This window comes from Pseudomonas sp. TE3899, assembly GCF_056279105.1.
Genome location: NZ_JBWBQR010000001.1, coordinates 2100129 through 2118764, shown reverse-complemented (window position 1 = coordinate 2118764; position 18636 = coordinate 2100129). Strand labels below are relative to the sequence as shown.

17 protein-coding genes and 1 pseudogene are annotated in these 18636 nt (G+C 59.9%); 6 read left to right on the top strand and 12 right to left on the bottom strand.

The genetic code is table 11. From position 1 onward, the window contains the following. Positions 1-144: 144 nt before the first annotated feature. Complete coding sequence (locus ACZ89E_RS09400; RefSeq protein WP_463260377.1) at positions 145-1767, bottom strand: MFS transporter; 1623 nt, start codon at positions 1765-1767, stop codon at positions 145-147. Positions 1768-1969: 202 nt separating this feature from the next. Continuing rightward, positions 1970-3616 carry a GMC family oxidoreductase gene (locus tag ACZ89E_RS09395; protein WP_476255451.1) on the bottom strand — a complete coding sequence of 549 codons (1647 nt, stop codon included), beginning with the start codon at positions 3614-3616 and terminating at the stop codon, positions 1970-1972. A 121-nt stretch (positions 3617-3737) separates the two neighbouring features. On the opposite strand from ACZ89E_RS09395, the pseudogene ACZ89E_RS09390 reads away from it, so the two are divergent. The 4 genes and pseudogenes from ACZ89E_RS09390 (at position 3738) to ACZ89E_RS09375 (ending at position 6008) form a co-directional block, all read left to right on the top strand. After that, positions 3738-4635 (top strand): annotated as a pseudogene (locus ACZ89E_RS09390) (LysR family transcriptional regulator). A 148-nt stretch (positions 4636-4783) separates the two neighbouring features. Continuing rightward, on the top strand, positions 4784-4999 hold the full coding sequence (locus ACZ89E_RS09385) for a DUF4287 domain-containing protein (RefSeq protein WP_463260380.1): 216 nt from the start codon (positions 4784-4786) through the stop codon (positions 4997-4999). A gap of 180 nt (positions 5000-5179) precedes the next feature. Beyond that, positions 5180-5578: a hypothetical protein gene (locus ACZ89E_RS09380; protein WP_463260381.1), complete on the top strand. Its 399-nt coding sequence runs from the start codon at positions 5180-5182 to the stop codon at positions 5576-5578. A gap of 34 nt (positions 5579-5612) precedes the next feature. Next, positions 5613-6008, top strand: coding sequence for a hypothetical protein (locus tag ACZ89E_RS09375; protein ID WP_476255450.1), 396 nt, complete (start codon positions 5613-5615; stop codon positions 6006-6008). A gap of 354 nt (positions 6009-6362) precedes the next feature. On the opposite strand, the gene ACZ89E_RS09370 is transcribed toward ACZ89E_RS09375, so the two are convergent. Genes ACZ89E_RS09370 through ACZ89E_RS09340 form a run of 7 tightly spaced genes read right to left on the bottom strand, consistent with a single transcriptional unit; the run spans position 6363 to position 12705 of the window. Next, positions 6363-7778 carry a sensor histidine kinase gene (locus ACZ89E_RS09370; RefSeq protein WP_476255449.1) on the bottom strand — a complete coding sequence of 472 codons (1416 nt, stop codon included), beginning with the start codon at positions 7776-7778 and terminating at the stop codon, positions 6363-6365. Then, entirely contained in the window at positions 7775-8437 is a 663-nt protein-coding gene (locus ACZ89E_RS09365) for a response regulator (protein WP_149658401.1), read from the bottom strand. The genes ACZ89E_RS09370 and ACZ89E_RS09365 overlap by 4 nt, the downstream gene beginning before the upstream one ends. 11 nt (positions 8438-8448) lie before the next feature. Next, complete coding sequence (locus ACZ89E_RS09360; protein WP_476255448.1) at positions 8449-9093, bottom strand: tetratricopeptide repeat protein; 645 nt, start codon at positions 9091-9093, stop codon at positions 8449-8451. Then, entirely contained in the window at positions 9090-9899 is an 810-nt protein-coding gene (locus tag ACZ89E_RS09355; RefSeq protein WP_476255447.1) for an SDR family oxidoreductase, read from the bottom strand. Before ACZ89E_RS09355 ends, ACZ89E_RS09360 begins: the two co-directional genes overlap by 4 nt. Continuing rightward, the gene (locus ACZ89E_RS09350) at positions 9886-10560 is read right to left on the bottom strand and encodes a TenA family transcriptional regulator (protein ID WP_476255446.1); all 675 of its coding nucleotides are present in this window, start codon (positions 10558-10560) and stop codon (positions 9886-9888) included. The genes ACZ89E_RS09355 and ACZ89E_RS09350 overlap by 14 nt, the downstream gene beginning before the upstream one ends. After that, positions 10557-12038, bottom strand: a complete 1482-nt coding sequence (locus ACZ89E_RS09345) for an AMP-binding protein (RefSeq protein WP_476255445.1) — start codon at positions 12036-12038, stop codon at positions 10557-10559. Before ACZ89E_RS09345 ends, ACZ89E_RS09350 begins: the two co-directional genes overlap by 4 nt. After that, positions 12028-12705: a thermostable hemolysin gene (locus tag ACZ89E_RS09340; RefSeq protein ID WP_149658396.1), complete on the bottom strand. Its 678-nt coding sequence runs from the start codon at positions 12703-12705 to the stop codon at positions 12028-12030. Before ACZ89E_RS09340 ends, ACZ89E_RS09345 begins: the two co-directional genes overlap by 11 nt. Before the next feature lie 187 nt (positions 12706-12892). Here ACZ89E_RS09340 and ACZ89E_RS09335 point away from each other — a divergent pair, with 187 nt between their 5' ends. Then, entirely contained in the window at positions 12893-13453 is a 561-nt protein-coding gene (locus ACZ89E_RS09335) for a cytochrome b (RefSeq protein ID WP_476255444.1), read from the top strand. A 135-nt stretch (positions 13454-13588) separates the two neighbouring features. Here ACZ89E_RS09335 and ACZ89E_RS09330 read toward each other — a convergent pair whose 3' ends face one another. The 3 genes from ACZ89E_RS09330 to ACZ89E_RS09320 form a co-directional block, all read right to left on the bottom strand. Next, positions 13589-14692 (bottom strand): DNA alkylation repair protein, encoded by a 1104-nt coding sequence (locus ACZ89E_RS09330; protein WP_476255443.1) that lies wholly within the window; start codon positions 14690-14692, stop codon positions 13589-13591. A gap of 25 nt (positions 14693-14717) precedes the next feature. Beyond that, on the bottom strand, positions 14718-15329 hold the full coding sequence (locus tag ACZ89E_RS09325; protein WP_476255442.1) for a glutathione S-transferase: 612 nt from the start codon (positions 15327-15329) through the stop codon (positions 14718-14720). An 83-nt stretch (positions 15330-15412) separates the two neighbouring features. Continuing rightward, entirely contained in the window at positions 15413-16333 is a 921-nt protein-coding gene (locus ACZ89E_RS09320; RefSeq protein WP_463260388.1) for a MurR/RpiR family transcriptional regulator, read from the bottom strand. 311 nt (positions 16334-16644) lie between these two features. On the opposite strand from ACZ89E_RS09320, the gene ACZ89E_RS09315 reads away from it, so the two are divergent. After that, positions 16645-18582 (top strand): bifunctional 5-dehydro-2-deoxygluconokinase/5-dehydro-2-deoxyphosphogluconate aldolase, encoded by a 1938-nt coding sequence (locus ACZ89E_RS09315; RefSeq protein ID WP_149658391.1) that lies wholly within the window; start codon positions 16645-16647, stop codon positions 18580-18582. The last annotated feature ends 54 nt before the right edge of the window (positions 18583-18636 follow it).

Below are 18636 nucleotides of genomic sequence, written 5' to 3'. Positions count from 1 at the left end.
AAGGGCGCGCATCATACCTAACCCTTTGCCTATACACACAGGATGGTTTCTGAAGGGAGTTTTCTGAATAAAAAAACACCCCATCGAATGGGGTGTTTATTGGTCTGCACGGTTTCTTCTAGGCCCTTTTTTCGTCTGCGCCCGTCAGTTGGTATCCAGGTCCACGTTCTTCGTCTCCCGCAAACAAATCAGCCCCACAATCAAACTCACTCCGGTAATCACCACCGGGTACCACAGCCCGTAGAAGATGTCCCCGGTGTACACCACCAACGCAAACGACACCGTCGGCAGGAATCCGCCAAACCAGCCATTGCCGATGTGGTAGGGCAGGGACATCGAGGTGTAGCGGATGCGTGTCGGGAACAGTTCGACCATCAGCGCTGCCAGCGGGCCGTAGCACATGGCGGAGATGATGATCAGCGCGACCATCAGCGCCACGATCATGGTTTTGTTGACCTGCTGGGTGTCGGCCTGCGACGGATAGCCCGCCAGGGTCACCGCGCCACGCAGGGCGGCTTCATCGTAGCCATCGATTTTCACGTCACCGACGCTGACTTGCACGCCGCTGCCGGCCGGGGCGGCGATGCTGGAGTAAGGCAGGCCTTGTTTGACCAGGAAGGTCTTGACCTTGTCGCACGGGCTGTCAAATTTCGCCTTGCCCACCGGGTCGAACTGGAAGGTGCAAGTAGCCGGGTCGGCCAGCACGGTAATCGGTGCCTGTTGGCGAGCCTGGTCGACCGCCGGGTTGGCGTAGTGGGCGATGGATTTGAAGATCGGAAAGTACAGCGCGGTCGCCAGCAGCAAGCCGATCATCAGCACCGGTTTGCGCCCGACCTTGTCCGACAGCCAGCCGAAAAAGATAAAGAACGGTGCGCCGATAATCACGCTGACAATCAGCAGACTGTTGGCCAGCGCCGGGTCCATTTTCAGGAACTGGGTGAGGAAGAACAGCACGTAGAACTGCGCGGCGTAGAAGGTCACCGCTTGCCCGGCGTTGATGCTGAACAGGGCGATCAACACGACTTTGAGGTTTTCCCATTTGCCGAAGGAATCCCGCAGCGGCTGTTTGCAGAGCTTGCCTTCTTCTTTCATTTTCACGAAGGCCGGCGACTCGTGCAGGCTCAAGCGAATCCAGGTGGAGATGCCCAGCAGCACGATGGAAAACAGGAACGGAATGCGCCAGCCCCAGACTTCAAACTGATCGCCGGTGAAGTAGCGGCAACCGAGCACCACCAGCAACGACAGCAGCAGGCCGAGGGTGGCGGTGGACTGAATCCAGCTGGTGTGGAAGCCGCGTTTGCCCATCGGTGCGTGTTCCGCCACGTAGGTCGCGGCACCGCCGTATTCGCCACCGAGGGCCAGGCCCTGGAGCATGCGCAACACCACGAGGATGATCGGCGCGGCAATGCCGATGCTGGCGTAGGTCGGCAGCAGCCCGACGCAGAACGTTGCCAGACCCATGAGGACGATGGTGGCGAGGAAGGTGTATTTACGCCCGATCATGTCCCCCAACCGACCGAACACCAGCGCCCCGAACGGCCGCACGATGAAGCCCGCGGCGAACGCCATCAGCGCAAAGATAAACGCCGTGGTGTCGTTGACCCCGGCAAAGAACTGCTTGCTGATCACCGCCGCGAGGGCGCCGTAGAGGAAAAAGTCATACCACTCGAACACCGTGCCGAGTGACGAAGCGAAGATGACTTTCTTGGTGCCGCTGCTGACGCCCGCGCTGCGCATGGCTTCCAGAGGCTGAACGTGTTCTGACATATCGGTATCCCTCACAGTGATTGTTTTTGTTGTTCCACTGTCGGCGCCGGCCTTGTGGGCGGGCGCCGCGTTTATCCATAAAGCGGGGTGTACGTACCGCAAATCTTCCTGTGTACCCATTCCTTGTAGGAGCAAGGCTTGCCCGCGAAGGCGTCCAAGAAATCGCCATCGCGGGCAAGCCATGCTCCTACAGGTGTGTGATTCAGGCGTTACTTAACAGTTCCTTCTCCGGGGCGAAGCTCCTGGTGTCAGGGTCAAGGATCAACTGCGCCGCCTTCTCGGCAATCATCAGCGTAGGCGAACAGGTATTGCCTGAGGTAATACGCGGCATGATCGAGGCATCGGCAATGCGCAAACCGGGGATGCCATGAACATTCAACTGCGCATCCACCACCGCCTCCGCATCGTTACCCATCCGGCAAGTGCCCACCGGATGGAAAATCGTCGTACCAATCCGCGCCGCCGCTTCGTGCAATTCTTCTTCACTCTGCAAGCTATCGCCCGGCAAATACTCGACCGGTTTGAACGCCGCCAGCGCCGGTGCCGCCACGATGCGCCGGGTCAGTCGAATCGCATCCGCCGCCACCCGCAGATCCTCGGGATGACTCAAATAGTTAGGCTGAATCAGCGGCGCCTCCTGCGGATCAGCACTGCGAATCTCGATCCGCCCACGGCTTTGCGGTCGCAGATCACACACCGACGCCGTAAACGCAGGAAACGCATGCAACGGCTCACCAAATCGCTCCAGCGACAGCGGCTGCACGTGGTATTCAAGATTCGCCGAAGCCTGCTCCGGCCCCGAGCGGGCAAACGCACCCAACTGACTCGGCGCCATGGACAACGGCCCGCTGCGGTCATACAGATAACGCAGGCCCATCCCCATCTTGCCCCACAAACTGCCGGCGATTTGATTGAGGGTGCGGGCGTTTTCCAGTTTGTAGATCAGCCGCAATTGCAGGTGATCCTGCAAATTGCCGCCCACCCCCGGCAGTTCATGCACCACGCCGATCCCCAAGCGTTGCAGCAATGGACGCGGGCCGATCCCGGAGCGTTGCAGAATGCTCGGCGAACCGACGGAGCCGGCGCACAGGACGATTTCCTTGCGCGCCTTGAAGGTTTTGGCCTGGCCTTGGTAGCGAGTGAGGACGGCAGAGGCGCGACCGTTTTCCAGCAACACGCGATCGACTTCAACGTCGGTTAGCACAGTGAGATTGGTGCGATTTCTAATGGGTTTGAGAAACGCCTTGGCCGCGTTCCAGCGAATCCCGGCCTTCTGGTTGACCTGAAAGTAACCGCAACCTTCGTTATCACCCTGGTTGAAGTCATCGATGCTGGCGATGCCGCTTTGCTCGGCGGCGCTGCGGAAAGCATCCAGAATCGGCCATGACAGCCGCTGACGCTCGACCCGCCATTGCCCGGCGGCGCCGTGAAATTCCGAGTCGCCGGCAAAATGGTTTTCGCTCTGCTTGAACAGCGGCAGCACGTCTTTCCACGCCCAACCGGGATTGCCGTCAGCCGCCCAACCGTCGTAGTCGCCGGCCTGGCCACGCATGTAGATCATGCCGTTGATCGAGGAACAGCCACCGAGCACTTTGCCCCGCGGATAGCTCAGCGTCCGGCCTTGCAGACCCGGCTGCGCTTCGGTCTTGAAGCACCAGTCAGTGCGTGGATTACCGATGCAGAACAGGTAACCCACGGGAATATGAATCCACGGATAGTTATCGTGCCCACCGGCTTCGAGTAGCAGCACCCGGTGTTGCGGGTTGGCGGACAATCGATTGGCCAGCAAACACCCGGCCGGCCCGGCGCCGACCACGATGTAATCGAATTCATCCTGAGAGGTCTGCATCCCTTACCTCGTATTGTTTTTGTTGTTGGACTTCATCCTAGTTGTTAGCTTTCGTATAAAGAATGTTAGTTTTTGCGCAGCCGCTGTGCGTTTTCAGACAGCGTAGCCCTAAGGAAGCCTGATGTTCGATTGGAACGACCTGCGGTTTTTTCTCGAATTACAGCGCAGCGGCCGCTTGCTCACCGCCGCCCGCCGCTTGAACACCACCCACGCCACCGTGGCCCGGCACATCGAGGCGATTGAAAAGAGCCTCGGCACCGCGCTGTTCGTCCAGCACGCCCAGGGCTACCAGTTGACCCCGGCCGGCGAAGCGCTGCTCAAGCACGCCGAAGCCATGGAAAACGTCGCGTTGCTGGCCCAGGAAGAAATCACCCAATCCACCGCGCCCCTCGGCAAAATCCGCGTCGGCGTCACCGAAGGCCTGGGCATCATGTTCCTCGCCAGCCGCATGAACGGCCTGTTCGAACGCTACCCCGGCCTGGAAGTGGAACTGGTCGCCGTGCCGCGCTTCGTCAGCATTCTCAACCGCGAGGCCGAAATCAGCATCCATCTCGAACGCCCGGCCGCCGACATGCTCGTCACGCGCAAACTCACCGACTATCGCCTGGCGCTCTACGCCAGCCAGGCCTACCTCGACCGGGCCCCGCCGCTCAACAGCCGCGAAGACCTCGGCCGCCCACGCCTGGATCGGCTACGTCGACGACCTGCTGTTCAGCCAGGAACTGATGTTCCTCAACAGCTTCTGCCGCAACCCCCAAGTCGTGTTCCACAGCACCAGCGTCATCGCCCAGCAACAGGCCGCACGCTCAGGGCTCGGGATTGCGGTGCTGCCTTGTTATATGGCGAGTGCCGATCCGGAACTGGTGCCGCTGTTGCCGGATGAGAGCATTCAGCGCAGCTACTGGATCAGTACCCGGCGGGAGTTGCACAAGTCGGTAAGGCTGCGGGTGTTGTGGGATTACGTGGTGGAGTTGTGTGAGCGCGAACAAAACCTGCTGCTAGGCCCCGATCCTCTGTAGGAGCGAAGCTTGCTCGCGATGGCGTCAGGTCTGGCTCACCGCGTTATTGTTATTCGCGGGCAAGTCGGAACGCCGCACCGCTCGTTCCTGCGGGGGATTGAATTTCAGGGAATAAAAAGAGAAGTTAAGCAAAAAAGGAGTTTGCACCATGACCGACGATACAAAAACCAAAGGCCCGGCGTCGTACTTCCCCTCCATTGAAAAAAAGTATGGCCAACCCATCGACCACTGGCTGAGCCTGCTCGAAACAGTGAGCGACAAGAAGCATATGGAAATGGTGGCGTGGCTGAAAACCGAGCATGGCATGGGGCATGGTCATGCGAATGCGTTGGTGGCGCATTATTTGGCGAGCGCTAAAAAGTGAGTGAGCAGGCGCCGAAGCGCGATCTCACTAATGTTTCGTAGAGTAAACGTTGTTTCAGAAATGATTCAACTTTGGTGGTTTCGCGCTATTAAATCTATCGTGAATTAATATATTCACGGGTGTTCGTATGGCTACTATTAAAGCGTTGGATCCGTTGCGCTCATAACAAAGGGTCTGGTTATGAATAAGATAATTGTCTACTCGTTAGTTATGCTGTTCATGGCGGGCTGTTCATCTTCCGGTCATCAAGCTGCGGTTGATGCTCACGCCGATGCGCCCGCCAACGCAAAACAACTCAATGCGAGCGAGATTAACTCGACGGTGATAGGTCGCAAACATTCGAGTGTGACGTCTACCGGTTATCCCTTCTCTGAAACATTAAATCCTGACGGGACTGCGGTGATCCAGATCTCCAGCGAGTCGATGCAAAACGGTCGATGGGTTATCGTGGAGGACGTCATCTGCGTGACCTATCAGAAATATGGCAAGGAATGCAATAAGGTACTCAGTGACGGGACTACCCTCTGGTTTGTGGACAGTATGAGTAATAAAACCAATAACAAATTTACCCTTAAGTAAGTTCTATTGGCGTGGCGATCAGTAGAGGTGCGATATGAATATTAAACGCTGGAGTTGCTTAGGCTTGGCACTTGTCTTATATGGGTGCGCTCCGTCTGGTGGACATACGGTGAAGCCAGTTTCAGCTTCAGCCGTCGCGCTTGATGATGAACAAGTCCGTAGCACCTTGATTGGGAATAAACTCAAAAATATCGGCTCTTCAGGTTTGCCCTATTCTTTAAGTTTCAATGCCGACGGGACCGAAATATTCAAAATGTCTGGCAATGACCCCGAGACTGAACATTGGTCGGTCAAGGATGGGGTGATTTGTTTCACCTCGGTCAAAATTCCCCATGAATGTTATCGACTCAAGAAAGACAAGGATGACTACTGGCTGGTAGATCCGCAGACGGGAGCCGTTCACTACCATTACACACTGGCACCTCAGTGAGAGTGGATTACCGGGGCGTCAGTAAGAGGACGGATTAATCAACCCAGGAACTACCCCCTGTAGGAGCGAAGCTTGCTCGCGAAGGCGTCAAACCTGACACACCGCGTTATCGTTCTTCGCGAGCAAGCTTTGCTCCTACGGTGATGGCGTCAGGTCTGGTACACCGCGTCATCGTTCTTCGCGAGCAAGCTTTGCTCCTGCGGTGATGGCGTCAGGTCTGGTGCACCGCGTTATCGTTCTTCGCGAGCAAGCTTTGCTCCTGCGGTGATGGCGTCAGGTCTGGTGCACCGCGTTATCGTTCTTCGCGAGCAAGCTTTGCTCCTACGGTGATGGCGTCAGGTCTGGTACGCCGCGTTATGGTTCTTCGAGAGCACGGGTGGTTCGCTGTAACGGGTCATGTGGCTGGCCGTCGGGAATTGACAGTGTCGCGCGCAGCCCGCCTTCCGGCCGGTTGACCAAGGTAATCCGCCCACCCAGGCGCGTCGCAATGGTGTTGACGATCGTCAGCCCCAGCCCTGCGCCTTGCGCATTTCCGCGACTGTAGAAGCGTTCGAACAAGCGCCCGCGATCCGCTTCATCGATGCCCGGTCCCTGGTCTTCGACACTCAGCGAATAGAACCCGTCAGCCTGACTTAACTGCACGGTGATCACGCCGTGTTCGGGGGAGAAGTTGGCCGCGTTGCTGATCAGGTTGTTCAGGGCAATGTCGATCACTGCGGCATCAGCGACGACTTTGAAAGGCTGGTTGTCGACGTCGAACGCCAGCTCCAGATTCTTGCTCAGCAGCCACGGCGTCAGTTGAACCAGGCTGTCGCGTACGGTTTCGGCCAAGTCGATACGATGCAGCACCGGCGCTACGGCTTTGGGTTCAAGGCGAGCCATGGTCAGCAGTTGATTGACCAGCCGAGTGGTGCGGTCCACGCCCGAAATCAGGAACTCCAGGGACTCGCGGCGCTCCTGTTCGGTGCCGGCCTCCAGCAGGTTTTGCGCATGCACCCGCAGCACCGCCAGGGGCGTGCGCATTTCATGGGCCGCGTCGGCGATAAAGCGGCGTTCCCGACCGAGTACCTCCTGAATCTGCGCGAGCATGCGGTTGAGCGCCGCTTGCATCGGTTCCAGCTCGCTGGGCAAGGGCGCCAGTTGCAGGGGCTCCAGCGAGCCACTGTGCCGCGCCCGCAAAGTCGCCGCCATATTCGCCAGCGGCTTGAGCCCCCAGCCAATCGCCAGCCAAACCATCGCCGCCAGAATCAGACTGCCCAGAATATTGGGCCACAAGGTATGGCGCACGATCCGGTCCACCAGGTCGGAACGCACGTCGTCCCGTTCGCCCACCCAGATGCGCAGGTTGTTCTGTTTGTCTTCGAGCATGAACGCGCGCCAGTGGCGGTTTTTCAGATCCACCACATCACTGAACCCCGGTGTGCCCGGTGGCGTGCTGAAGGTCGGCGCGCTCGCGGTATGCACCAGTACTTCGCCCTTGGGATTCCAGACCTGAAAGGCAATCTTGCTTTCATACGGATGGCCATCCACCCGTGGCATCGCTTCGCTCAGGGCCTGATTGAACGCCTGATACAGCTCGGCGTGTTCCTTGCTGGCCAGCGGCATGCGCATCACACCCTGCAGCAGTCGGGCGTTCTGGGCCAGTTGGGCGTCGTAGACCTCGGCGATTTCGTGGTTGCTGTCATGCAGGTTGAACACACTGATGATCGCCAGACCGGTCAGCAGCAAGCCAATGATCAGCGTCAGGGTACGACGCCGGATCGAGGTCATCGACGCTCCTCCACCAGGTAGCCGATACCGCGGATGGTGCGGATCAGATCACTGGAGAATTTCTTGCGCAGATGGTGGATATGCACTTCCAGGGTGTTGCTTTCGGCTTCTTCGTTCCAGCCGTAGAGCAACTGCATCAGGTGATCGCGGGTCATGACCCGGCCCGGCGGCGAGAGCAATTCATGGAGCAGTTGATATTCCTTGGGCGTCAGGGCCACCGGCTCACCCTGATAACTGACTTGCTGAGTGCCGGGGTTCAGACTGATGCCGGCATGCTCGATCAGCATCTGCGCGCGCCCGGCGCTGCGTCGCAGCAAGGCGCGCAGCCGGGCCTTCAACTCGGCCAGGTCGAAGGGCTTGATCAGGTAATCGTCGGCCCCGGCATCCAGCCCGGCGATGCGGTCTTCGGTGGCGTCCCGGGCGGTAAGGATCAGCACCGGCAGGTTGGAGCCACTGTCGCGCAGACGGCGCAGCACCTCCAGGCCGTCCATGCGCGGCAGGCCGAGATCGAGCACGGCCAGGTCGAAGGTTTCACTCAGCAGCGCATGCAAGGCGCTGCTGCCGTCCTGCAACCAGTCGACGGTGTAGCCCTCGCGCCCCAACGCCTGATGAATACCTTCGCCAAGGGCCACGTCATCCTCGATCAGTAATAAGCGCACACGGACTCCTGTCAGTCGAGTTTCTTGTTCACGTCCACCAGCAACGTTTCGATCTCTTTGCGCCGTCCCGCGTCAGCGACTTCCCGGCCCGGCCTCGGATCGGCTTGCAGGGCTTTTTGCAGGGCGACCCGAGCTTCGCTGTAGCGCTTTTGACGGTAGAGGTGATCGCCCCAGAAGTACAGACTATCGATGCCGTTCGGGTTCAGTTGCAAGGCTTGTTTTAGGAGTTGCTCGGCTTTGTCCGAATCGCCGAAACCGATGGGCCAGCCCGGCACGCGGTCATACAGCGCCGCGAGGCTGGTGTAGGCCGAGCCTTGCAGGGCCTTGGGGTCCAGGGTCAACGCTTTTTCCAGATCAGCCTTTGCCGCTTTTGCCTTGCTCAACGCGCCGAGACCACCCTGGGCGCCGGCCCAACTGCTGGTGACAATCCCGGACCAGATCCAGGCTTCGGCCGCCGTTGGTCGTTGCTGGGTGAACGCCGACGTTTGCGCCGCGAGTTGCTCGAAGGCCGCCGTGCGTTGCTCGGCGGCCACTTCGTACTGAATGTGCCCCCAGTTTTGCTGGATGCTGGCCAGGCGTTGCTGATCGGCAGCGTCCAGCGCCCAGACGGTGGGGCTCAAGGCCCCCAGTAAAAGGCACGCGATGAGTTTTTTCATGGTTTGAGGTTCTCGTTATCAGGCTTATGGCTCAGGCGACGGATCAGCGGCAATTGCTTGCGCAAACCTTTATCCACCAGGTTGGGCAGCAAGCTATTGAGGCGTACGAAAAAGCGTTCCGGCCAGCCCAGGTACAGGTCACGACGGTCACCGGCAATCGCGTGGATCACCGCCGATGCGACGGTTATCGGATCATCGACGTTAGCCTTCAGCGCATCGTTGAGGGCCTGGGCCGCCGGGCTGTTCATCGTCGTGCGGGTAGCGCGGGGCGCGACGTAGAGCACGCCGACCCGGGTGTCGGCCAGTTCCCGGCGCAGCGCTTCGGAAAAGCCGCGCAGGGCAAACTTGGTCGCGCAATAACTGGCATAACCGGCATAGCCGATGGAGCCATAGGTCGAACCGACATTCACCACCATCGCGCTGTCCGCTTGCTTGAGCAGCGGCAACATCAGTTTGGTCAGGCAGATCGGCGCGCTGACGTTCACCGCCAGCATCGCGTTGATCTCACTGTCGTCGAGCTGTTCGAGCATGGCGAAGTGATTGATCCCGGCGGCGTTGATCAACAGGTTGATGCCACCGATGGCCTCGGCGGCGGTCAGAACCTTGCGGCGGTCGGCGAGGAACGTCAGGTCGGCCGCGACCCAGGCCAGATGCTGCGGATAACGTTCCAGCAACGGCTCCAACACTTCCCGGTGCCGGGACACTGCCAATACCCGTGCACCGCTGGCGCACAGGGCGTCGGCGATGGCCATGCCGATGCCGCCACTGGCACCGGTCAATACCACTCGAGCCTCAGACAGGCGCATGCAGGTTCTCCCCATCACGCGGCAAGCCGCGGAACATATCGGCGTAAAGCCGGTAGACCACTTTCGAGGCATGGATCACGGCAGCCTGGTCGGCCGGGTCATCGAGGGTGTTCATCAGCCGGCGATAGGTCTGCATGTGCTCCACATCCAGAGCACCGTGTGAGCTGAGGTAGCTGAAGGCGCTTTCCGGCAGGTCCAGACGCTGGCGAATGCTGCCCGCCGCGTGCGTGGCCAGGGCAATGCTGGTGCCTTCCAGCACGTTGACCATGCCGAACAGGCCCACGGGGTTGTCCCGGGCAATCAGGTCGTAGAGGAAACTCACCATCAGTTCAATTGGCAATGTCGGACGCCCGTCGCGCACCGCCACCTTGTCACCGCCGCAGGCCGCGATGTCATCGAGCACCCACTGTTCGTGGCCGTATTCGTCTTCGATGTATTCGCAGACCGCTTTGCGCAGCCATTCCAGGCGCGACGGCAGACGGGCACCACAGGCCATCATCAACGGCACGGTATGGCGCACGTGGTAATAGGCCTGGGCGAGGAAGGCGCGGTAGCTCTCCAGGCTGACCTTGCCTTCAAGGGCATCACGAATGATCGGCAGGTTGAACAGTTCATGGCGTTCCTGCTGGGTGGCTTCTTGCAGCGTGTCGAAAAAGTTCATGACGCGGATTCCTTGGAAAGTGCCGATTCAGTCAGTGGCGCCCGGTAACGCTCAACGATGGCGTCCCGGCGCGGTCGGCCATTGGCGGTGAGCAAGCCGTTGGTGGGTGTGAAGGGTTGATCCAGGCGAGTCCAGTGATGGACCTGGGCGTAATCGGGCAAGGCTTCGTTGGCTTCGGCCACGGCAGCCGCCAGTTCGGCGTCGGTAGCGTCCGGGCGATGGGGCCAGAGCAGGGCGTGATTGGTTGGCATCGCTTCGCCGTAGACGAAGGCCTGGGCGATATGCCGTCGTTGCGTGAGTTCGGCCTCGACCCATTCGGGATTGACGTTGCGTCCGAAACTGGTGACGAACTGATGCTTCTTGCGCCCGTTGAGGTAGAGGAAACCCTCGGGGTCGAACTCACCGAGATCGCCGCTGGGCCACCATTCATCAACGTGTGGCGCCTCGCCCAGATAGCCGAGCAGGGGCGAGCCTTTAATCAGCACTTCGCCGTCGTCCGCCAGGCGTATTTCCACATGGGGCAGGGGCCGGCCGACACTGCCGGGGCGGCGTGCACCGGGACGATTGAGGCACACCACCGACGCACACTCCGACAACCCGTAGCCTTCGTAGACCGGCAAGCCTGCGCGTTGCGCGCGGTGCAACAGCTCTTCGGACACCCGCGCACCGCCGACCGCTGCAAAGCGCAGGGTGTGCGGGTTGAAGGCTTTTTGCTCGGCGGCGCTGACCAGCATCAGCAGCAGTTGCGGCACCAGAATCACGCTTTCGGGCGCACGGCTGGCCAGGCAACCGAGCAGCTTCGGCACATCAACGCCGCTGGCGCCCTGGATGCCCAGGGTCTTTTGGCTCGGCACACTCAGCGTCGCACCGGCATACAACGCGGCGTAACAGCCGATGTTTTCCAGCAGGATCGCCAGGGGCAAGAGCGCCAGATGGTGCTGCGGGTCGGTCGGTTTACTGGCCTGATCCAGTTCGCGGGCGACCTTAATGATGCTCTCGGCACTGAGGCACACGCCTTTGGGGGTGCCGGTGGTGCCTGATGTGAAGGTCAGCTTGGCGGTGCCTGCGTGCATCGGGCTTGGGCGGCTGAAGGTCCGGCGCCAGAACTCCCCGTTTTGCTCATACCCGGCGGCCTGCAGCTCGGCTTCCAGTTCCGGTTCGGCAATCACCCGTTCGGCCTGGCTTTGCTCCAGGCAATGCTTGCGTTGCGCGGGGCTGAAAAACGGCGGCAGCGTCAGGCAGGTCAAGCCTTCGAACAGCGCGGCCAGGTCCCAGAGCATCGCTTCGGTGCCATTGTCCAGTGCCAGCGCGACGACCTTGACGTGTTGGTCACGCAGGCGCTGCTGGCGGTAGACCACTTCAGCGTAGAGCGTGGCGTAGTCCACTTTCAGTTGATCGCCCCACAAGGCGATGGCGTGTCCCTTGCGTTCGGCATGGCTGCGCAAGGTTTGTTTGAAGCGCTCGACTTCAAGCGACATGGCTGGAATCCTCGATGGACGACGGCAAACCCAGGCGATTGAACATCCCGATGTTGCGCAAATGAATGAACCCGGCGCGGATGTTGCCGACATGGACCCAGGGTTTGCTTTCGTAGTAGCTGCCCCAGTTGTTGCTGTCGTCACCCAGCCGCGCTGGGTCGGCGGCGCAGAGGGTGACCGGTTTCAGCCCGAGGCGATGAAAGCTGTTCACCAGGCCGATATTGCCGGTGAAGGCCACCCATTCCAGGCCACCCATGGCCAGCAGGTAGGTGATGGCGATGATGCTCAGGCGTGCGCTGCCGGTATCGCTGGCGGCCAGGTTGCCCACCTCGACGATGCCGGCGCGGTCCACCGGGCGGTCCGCAGCGGCGCTGATCAATGGATCGATGGACTCGTCCAGGTAACGTTCCAGAAACAGCGGCTCGTCATCTGCCCGTCGCACTCCGGCCACCGCGCAGAGCTCCCCGTCCGCTTTACTCATGCCGAACAGCTCCGGCATGAAATGGCGGATATCGGCCCCGTGGGCCTTGCGAAAACGCTGCTGGATATAGGCCTCGAAAACAGCGCGCTGAGGCTCATCCGGCAACGCTCTGGCCAGACTCATCGGCGGGGTTTCGGCTTGGCCGAAACGCAGTGGCAAAGGGATGTTCCAGTCGAAGTCAGGCATTGAATGGCGCCTCCCGGGATTAGTTTGGGAGGAGTATCAGAGGCATTTCTTAACGAAGTCTGAAGGTGGCGAAAGGATGTCACCCGGGCACCTTCAGATTGCCTTAAGGCTGGGCGGGCAGGGTGACGCCGGTCGAACCAGGCTGCGCGAATGAATCGCCGGCCATTCTGAATTCATGAGGCCCGTTATGACCCGCGATTCAATCGCTCATCGCTATGGAAAACTGTCGATCACCCTGCATTGGCTGATGCTTGCGCTGTTTGTCGGTGTTTACGCCTGCATCGAAATCAAAGGGCTGCTGCCCCGTGGGAGCTTGGGGAAAAGCCTGTTCCTGGGGTTACATGGGCTGTTCGGCGCCAGCATTTTCGTGTTGGTCTGGGTTCGATTGCTCGGGCGCCTGACCCCGCGTCCACCGATTACCCCGGCGTTGCCCATCTGGCAGGCCGGCGTTTCGCACCTGATGCACCTGGCGCTCTATGTCTTGATGATTGTCACGCCAGTGTTGGGCTGGTTGACCCTGGCCGTCGCCGGCAAACCGATGCCGTATTTCGGTTTTGCGTTGTTCTCGCCGGTGGTGATTGATCCGGACCTGGCCAAGCAGATCAAGTATTGGCATGAACTGCTGGGCAGCACCGGGTACTGGTTGATCGGCTTGCACGCGGCGGCGGGGTTGTTTCATCACTATTGGGTGCGGGATAACACCTTGGTGCGCATGTTGCCGGGGCGCGGTACAGAGCGTCAGCGCTGATCGTCCGGCTCCGAGGGTTTCACCTGCCAGATCTGGATCTCTTGTAGGAGCGAAGCTTGCTCGCGAAGGCGTCGTACCTGACACACCGCGTTATCGTTCTTCGCGAGCAAGCCTCGCTCCTACGGGGATCGTGTTTCAGGGGAGGATTTCGAACGAGGTGCTGGCCAGGCGTTCGCCGTTGACCATGATGTGCACGGCGTGTGCGCCCGCGTAGTGCCGGCGCGTGGTGAGTTCCTTGATTTGCTGCCCACGACTGACCAATTCGCTGGCGTGGCCGGGCAGGGTCAGTGCTTTGAGCTTGAACACCTTCGCCGAAGTCCCGCCATTGGCTTTGACGTAATCAATCGCATAATCAATCACCAACCGCTGACTCTCCGCCACTGTGGATTTCACGCTAAACGAAAGCGTGATTTTCTCCCCCAATCGAATCACCGCCGGCTCAACCTTCACATCGATCATCTCAACCTCAGGCTTCCCACCCGCCCCAATCACCGCCAACGCCCGCTGATTCCCCTGTTTGATCAAACTGCGCAACGCATGCTTGGCAATCCACGCCGTGTGCTTGTTCTCCAGCGACCAGCCCTCGATCAAGTCCAGCACCCAGTCGGGGTGGTCCTTGGTGATGTCATTGAGGTGGTTGGCCACGGATTTGCGCACATACAGGCTTTCATCCGCCTTGAGGTTATCGAGTATCGCCGCCGCCAACCTAGGGTCAGCCTGAATCGGTTCCAGGCGAAACGACCACGGCAATCGCGGCCGGCTGCCTTCACTGGCCAGACGCCGCACGTGTTCGTTTTCATCCCGCGACCACACCTGCATCAGCGCCAGCGAGCGCTCAAGATCACTGCGCAGAAAATGCCGGATCGCGAATTCAGAAGAGCCGAATGAGGTGAAAAACTTAAGCGCTTCCATCGACTGTTCAAAGTCATGCGCGCCGTACATCGCGACGTAATGCGGCAGGGAGATGCTGACAAAACCACTGTTCAGCCGAGGGGCGAGGGCGCGCAGCACTTCAAGAGACTCTTCATACCCAAGCGGCAACACCGCATGCAGGCACTCGCTGACCCGTGCCATGCGCTGCATGATCGACAGGTCAGCCAGGCCTTCATTGGCCATTTTCAGGAAGGCTTTGGCGTTGAATGCCGGGTAGACCGCCGTCATTTCGGTCGCGATGTGCTTGAGGCGCTCGGCGTTGAAGATTTCCTTCAGCGCCGGGGCAGGGGTTTCAGCGGCGGTCATGAGCGAATCCGTGGAGAAGGGCGGCTCAGGTTATCGGGGTAGCGATGAACGCCTCAAGCTTTTCCGCCTGCGCGGTGAATTGAGCAATGTGCGGGAAGCGTGTGGCATCGACCTGATCCGGGACTACGAGGTTGGTGAAACTCCAAGCGACCGCGACGGTAATGCCGTCCTGGGCAATCTCGGAACCACCCGGCAGCGGTTGCTTCGACAGCTCCCGCTCCAGCGCCGAATAGGCCGCAGCGAGTTGCCCTTCAACCCGCTCGACCCACGGCTGATACTGAATATCCGCCGGCCGCAGATTACGTTCGTAGTAAAGCTGTACTGACTTCTCGCACGCCGCCAGTGCCAGCCCAATCACCCGCAATGAGCGCAAGCGCTGCTTCAGATCACTCGGCATCAAACTCTTCGAAGGCCCGGCCAGTGCTTCGAGGTAGTCAATGATCAACGTCGAATCCATCAACACTTCGCCATCATCCAGCACCAGCGTCGGCGCCTTGACCACCGGGTTGATCTGCTGGAATTGCTCGAAATGCCGGAACACCGACACCGATTCATGTTCCAGGTCGATGCCCAACAACCGGGCGGAAATAGCCGCCCGACGCACATAGGGCGAATCCAGCATGCCGATCAGTTTCATCTGCGTTCCCCTGTAGGAGCAAAGCTTGCTCGCGATGCGGACAACCTTAGTCAGAGGTTCAGCGACCTGCAAACGCTCTCGCGCTAATCCTCAAACCCCACCTGTTCATGAATCTCATCCACCTTCAATTCCAACCGATACGCCACCGCAATAAACAACGCCTGACACAAGCACAAAGTCGCACTCAACGAACGGAATGCAAACGAACTCCCTTCATTGACCAGCAACACCGTGCTCGCCCGCTTGGCCAGCGGCGAAAGGTTGCTGTCAGTGATGATCAAGGTTTTCGCCTGATGATGCTGTGCGATGCGCAGGCAATGCTGGGTTTCCTTGCCATACGGCGTGAAGCTGATGGCAATCACCAAATCATTGGCGCGCACGCTGCGCATCTGCTCGCGGTAGCTGCCACCGAGCCCGGACACCAAGTGAATACGCTTGTTGGTGTGTTGCAGGTTGTAGACCAGATAGTCGGCCACCGCGAACGAGCGGCGCACGCCGACCACGTAGATGTTGTCGGCATTCACCACCAGATCCACGGCCTTATCGAAGGCCACATCGTCGAGCTCCATGCCCAGGCGTTCGATGCCCGACAGCGTGGCGTCGATGCATTCCCGCGCGAGGTCGCCGCCGCTGGCCTTCTGCGACTTGTTGGCGATCATGCTGCGGATGCGCTGCTGGTAGTTCTGCACCGGCGTGGTTTTGTGCGTATACGCCTCGCGGAACAACGCCTGCATTTCGCTGAAACCGCTGAAACCAAAGCGCTGGGAAAACCGCACGATGGCCGACGGGTGCACTTCGCATTCCCGGGCGATGTCGCTGATGCGGTCGACCATGATCCGGTCGCTCTGCTGGCTCATGTAGCTGGCGATGCGTTTGAGCTGGCGCGGCAGGCTTTCGTATTCGTTGGTGATCAGCTGCAGCAAACGCTCGGCATTGATCGGTGGGCTCTCAAGGTCGCTCTCGGGCGGGCTCTCGGTCGTGGCCGGCTGATCGGTGCGGGACATAAAGGATCCTTCTGGCTTGTTCTTATAGGAATGACGAATCGGTCATCCCCTGACAATAGGTTGGCTGTGCGCAGTCTACAGGGTAGGCCGGAATAAAATCTTGAGCATGCCGTCGGCATACACGCTGCTGAAACGATGCACTGCGCTCTGGAACGCTTGTACCGGAGTTTATTGGAAAAAATATTCCACGTAAAAAATATATAGAATAAATATTGATTATTCGGTCCCGGTCGTTTTAGTCTGCATCCACCAAGAGTGTTCGGCACGGCCATCGTCCCGAACGCAGGCTGATAAAAATAACAGGAGCCAGCATGGGCCAGACTCGTTTTGCCAGTGGGCGTCAATTGGATCTGATTTGCCTGGGGCGCCTTGGCGTCGACCTCTATGCGCAGCAAGTCGGGGCGCGGTTGGAAGATGTTTCAAGCTTCGCCAAATACCTCGGTGGATCCTCCGCCAACATCGCGTTCGGCACCGCACGCCTGGGCCTCAAGTCGGCGATGCTGAGCCGGGTAGGGGACGACCACATGGGCCGTTTCCTGCTCGAATCCCTGGCCCGCGAAGGCTGTGATGTCAGCGGCATCAAGGTCGATGCGGAACGCCTGACCGCCATGGTCCTGCTGGGCCTCAAGGACCGCGAAACCTTTCCCTTGGTCTTCTATCGCGAGAACTGCGCCGACATGGCGCTGCGGGCCGAAGACATCAACGAAGCCTTTATCGCCTCCAGCAAAGCCTTGCTGATCACCGGCACCCATTTCTCCACCGACGGCGTGTACAAGGCGAGCATCCAGGCCCTGGACTATGCCGAGAAGCACAACGTCAAACGCATTCTGGACATCGACTACCGCCCGGTACTGTGGGGCCTGGCGGGTAAGGCGGACGGTGAAACCCGTTTCGTCGCCGACCAGAACGTCAGCCAGCACGTGCAGAAAATCCTCCCGCGTTTTGACCTGATCGTCGGCACTGAAGAAGAGTTTTTGATTGCCGGCGGCTCTGAGGATTTGCTCACTGCACTGCGTAACGTTCGACGTTTGAGTGACGCGACGTTGGTGGTCAAGCTCGGCCCGCAGGGTTGCACGGTGATTCACGGGGTGATTCCGGTACGTCTTGAAGACGGCGCGATTTACCCCGGCGTGCGGGTTGAAGTACTTAACGTCTTGGGCGCTGGCGATGCCTTTATGTCGGGTTTCCTCGCCGGTTGGCTGGAGGACGCCAGCGACGAGCGTTGCTGCCAGTTGGCCAATGCCTGCGGCGGGCTGGTGGTGTCGCGCCACGCCTGCGCCCCGGCCATGCCGACCCGCGCCGAACTCGACTATCTGTTCAACAGCCCGGTGCCGATCACCCGGCCGGATCAGGACGTCACGCTGCAACGCCTGCATCAAGTCAGCGTGCCGCGCAAACAGTGGAAGCAACTGTTCATCTTCGCCTTCGACCATCGCGGGCAACTGGTGGAACTGGCGCACAAGGGCGCGCGTGACCTGAGCGCGATCTGCGAACTCAAGCAACTCTTTATAAAGGCAGTGGAACGGGTCGAAGCGGATTTGCGCACTCAAGGCATTGAGGCGGATGTCGGGCTGCTGGCCGATCAACGCTTCGGCCAGGACTCGCTGAACGCCGCCACCGGTCGTGGCTGGTGGGTGGCGCGGCCAGTGGAAGTGCAGGGTTCGCGGCCATTGGCCTTCGAACACGGACGCTCCATCGGCAGCAACCTGATTGCCTGGCCGCAAGAACAAATCATCAAGTGCCTGGTGCAATTCCACCCCGACGACGAGCCGTTACTGCGTCTGGAGCAGGAAGCGCAGATCAAGGGTTTGTACCAGGCATCTCAGGTCAGCGGCCACGAATTGCTGCTGGAAATCATCCCGCCCAAAGATCACCCGTCGGCGCACCCGGACGTGCTGTATCGGGCGCTGAAACGCCTCTACAACCTGGGCATCTACCCGGCGTGGTGGAAGATCGAAGCGCAGAGTGCCGAGGAATGGAAGCAGCTGGATGAGTTGATTCAGGCGCGTGATCCGTACTGCCGTGGCGTCGTTCTGTTGGGCCTGAATGCCCCGGCGGCGGCGTTGGCCGAAGGCTTTCAACAGGCCAGCCAGAGCCAGACCTGCCGCGGGTTTGCCGTAGGCCGGACGATCTTCCAGGAACCGAGCCGGGCGTGGATGGCCGGGGAGATTGACGATGAAACGCTGATCCGCCAGGTGCAGGGCACGTTTGTCGAGTTGATTGACGCCTGGCGCACGGCCCGGGCCTGAACACAATCATGAGGCCGACCGGGCCCGTTGTGGCGAGGGGGCTTGCCCCCGTTG

What these genes read in the sequence shown, in the direction of transcription:
- ACZ89E_RS09400 (WP_463260377.1), bottom strand. Translation starts at nt 1,767, where the DNA reads ATGTCAGAACACGTTCAGCCTCTGGAAGCCATGCGCAGCGCGGGCGTC.
- ACZ89E_RS09395 (WP_476255451.1), bottom strand. Translation starts at nt 3,616, where the DNA reads ATGCAGACCTCTCAGGATGAATTCGATTACATCGTGGTCGGCGCCGGG.
- ACZ89E_RS09385 (WP_463260380.1), top strand. Translation starts at nt 4,784, where the DNA reads ATGACCGACGATACAAAAACCAAAGGCCCGGCGTCGTACTTCCCCTCC.
- ACZ89E_RS09380 (WP_463260381.1), top strand. Translation starts at nt 5,180, where the DNA reads ATGAATAAGATAATTGTCTACTCGTTAGTTATGCTGTTCATGGCGGGC.
- ACZ89E_RS09375 (WP_476255450.1), top strand. Translation starts at nt 5,613, where the DNA reads ATGAATATTAAACGCTGGAGTTGCTTAGGCTTGGCACTTGTCTTATAT.
- ACZ89E_RS09370 (WP_476255449.1), bottom strand. Translation starts at nt 7,778, where the DNA reads ATGACCTCGATCCGGCGTCGTACCCTGACGCTGATCATTGGCTTGCTG.
- ACZ89E_RS09360 (WP_476255448.1), bottom strand. Translation starts at nt 9,093, where the DNA reads ATGAAAAAACTCATCGCGTGCCTTTTACTGGGGGCCTTGAGCCCCACC.
- ACZ89E_RS09355 (WP_476255447.1), bottom strand. Translation starts at nt 9,899, where the DNA reads ATGCGCCTGTCTGAGGCTCGAGTGGTATTGACCGGTGCCAGTGGCGGC.
- ACZ89E_RS09350 (WP_476255446.1), bottom strand. Translation starts at nt 10,560, where the DNA reads ATGAACTTTTTCGACACGCTGCAAGAAGCCACCCAGCAGGAACGCCAT.
- ACZ89E_RS09345 (WP_476255445.1), bottom strand. Translation starts at nt 12,038, where the DNA reads ATGTCGCTTGAAGTCGAGCGCTTCAAACAAACCTTGCGCAGCCATGCC.
- ACZ89E_RS09340 (WP_149658396.1), bottom strand. Translation starts at nt 12,705, where the DNA reads ATGCCTGACTTCGACTGGAACATCCCTTTGCCACTGCGTTTCGGCCAA.
- ACZ89E_RS09335 (WP_476255444.1), top strand. Translation starts at nt 12,893, where the DNA reads ATGACCCGCGATTCAATCGCTCATCGCTATGGAAAACTGTCGATCACC.
- ACZ89E_RS09330 (WP_476255443.1), bottom strand. Translation starts at nt 14,692, where the DNA reads ATGACCGCCGCTGAAACCCCTGCCCCGGCGCTGAAGGAAATCTTCAAC.
- ACZ89E_RS09325 (WP_476255442.1), bottom strand. Translation starts at nt 15,329, where the DNA reads ATGAAACTGATCGGCATGCTGGATTCGCCCTATGTGCGTCGGGCGGCT.
- ACZ89E_RS09320 (WP_463260388.1), bottom strand. Translation starts at nt 16,333, where the DNA reads ATGTCCCGCACCGATCAGCCGGCCACGACCGAGAGCCCGCCCGAGAGC.
- ACZ89E_RS09315 (WP_149658391.1), top strand. Translation starts at nt 16,645, where the DNA reads ATGGGCCAGACTCGTTTTGCCAGTGGGCGTCAATTGGATCTGATTTGC.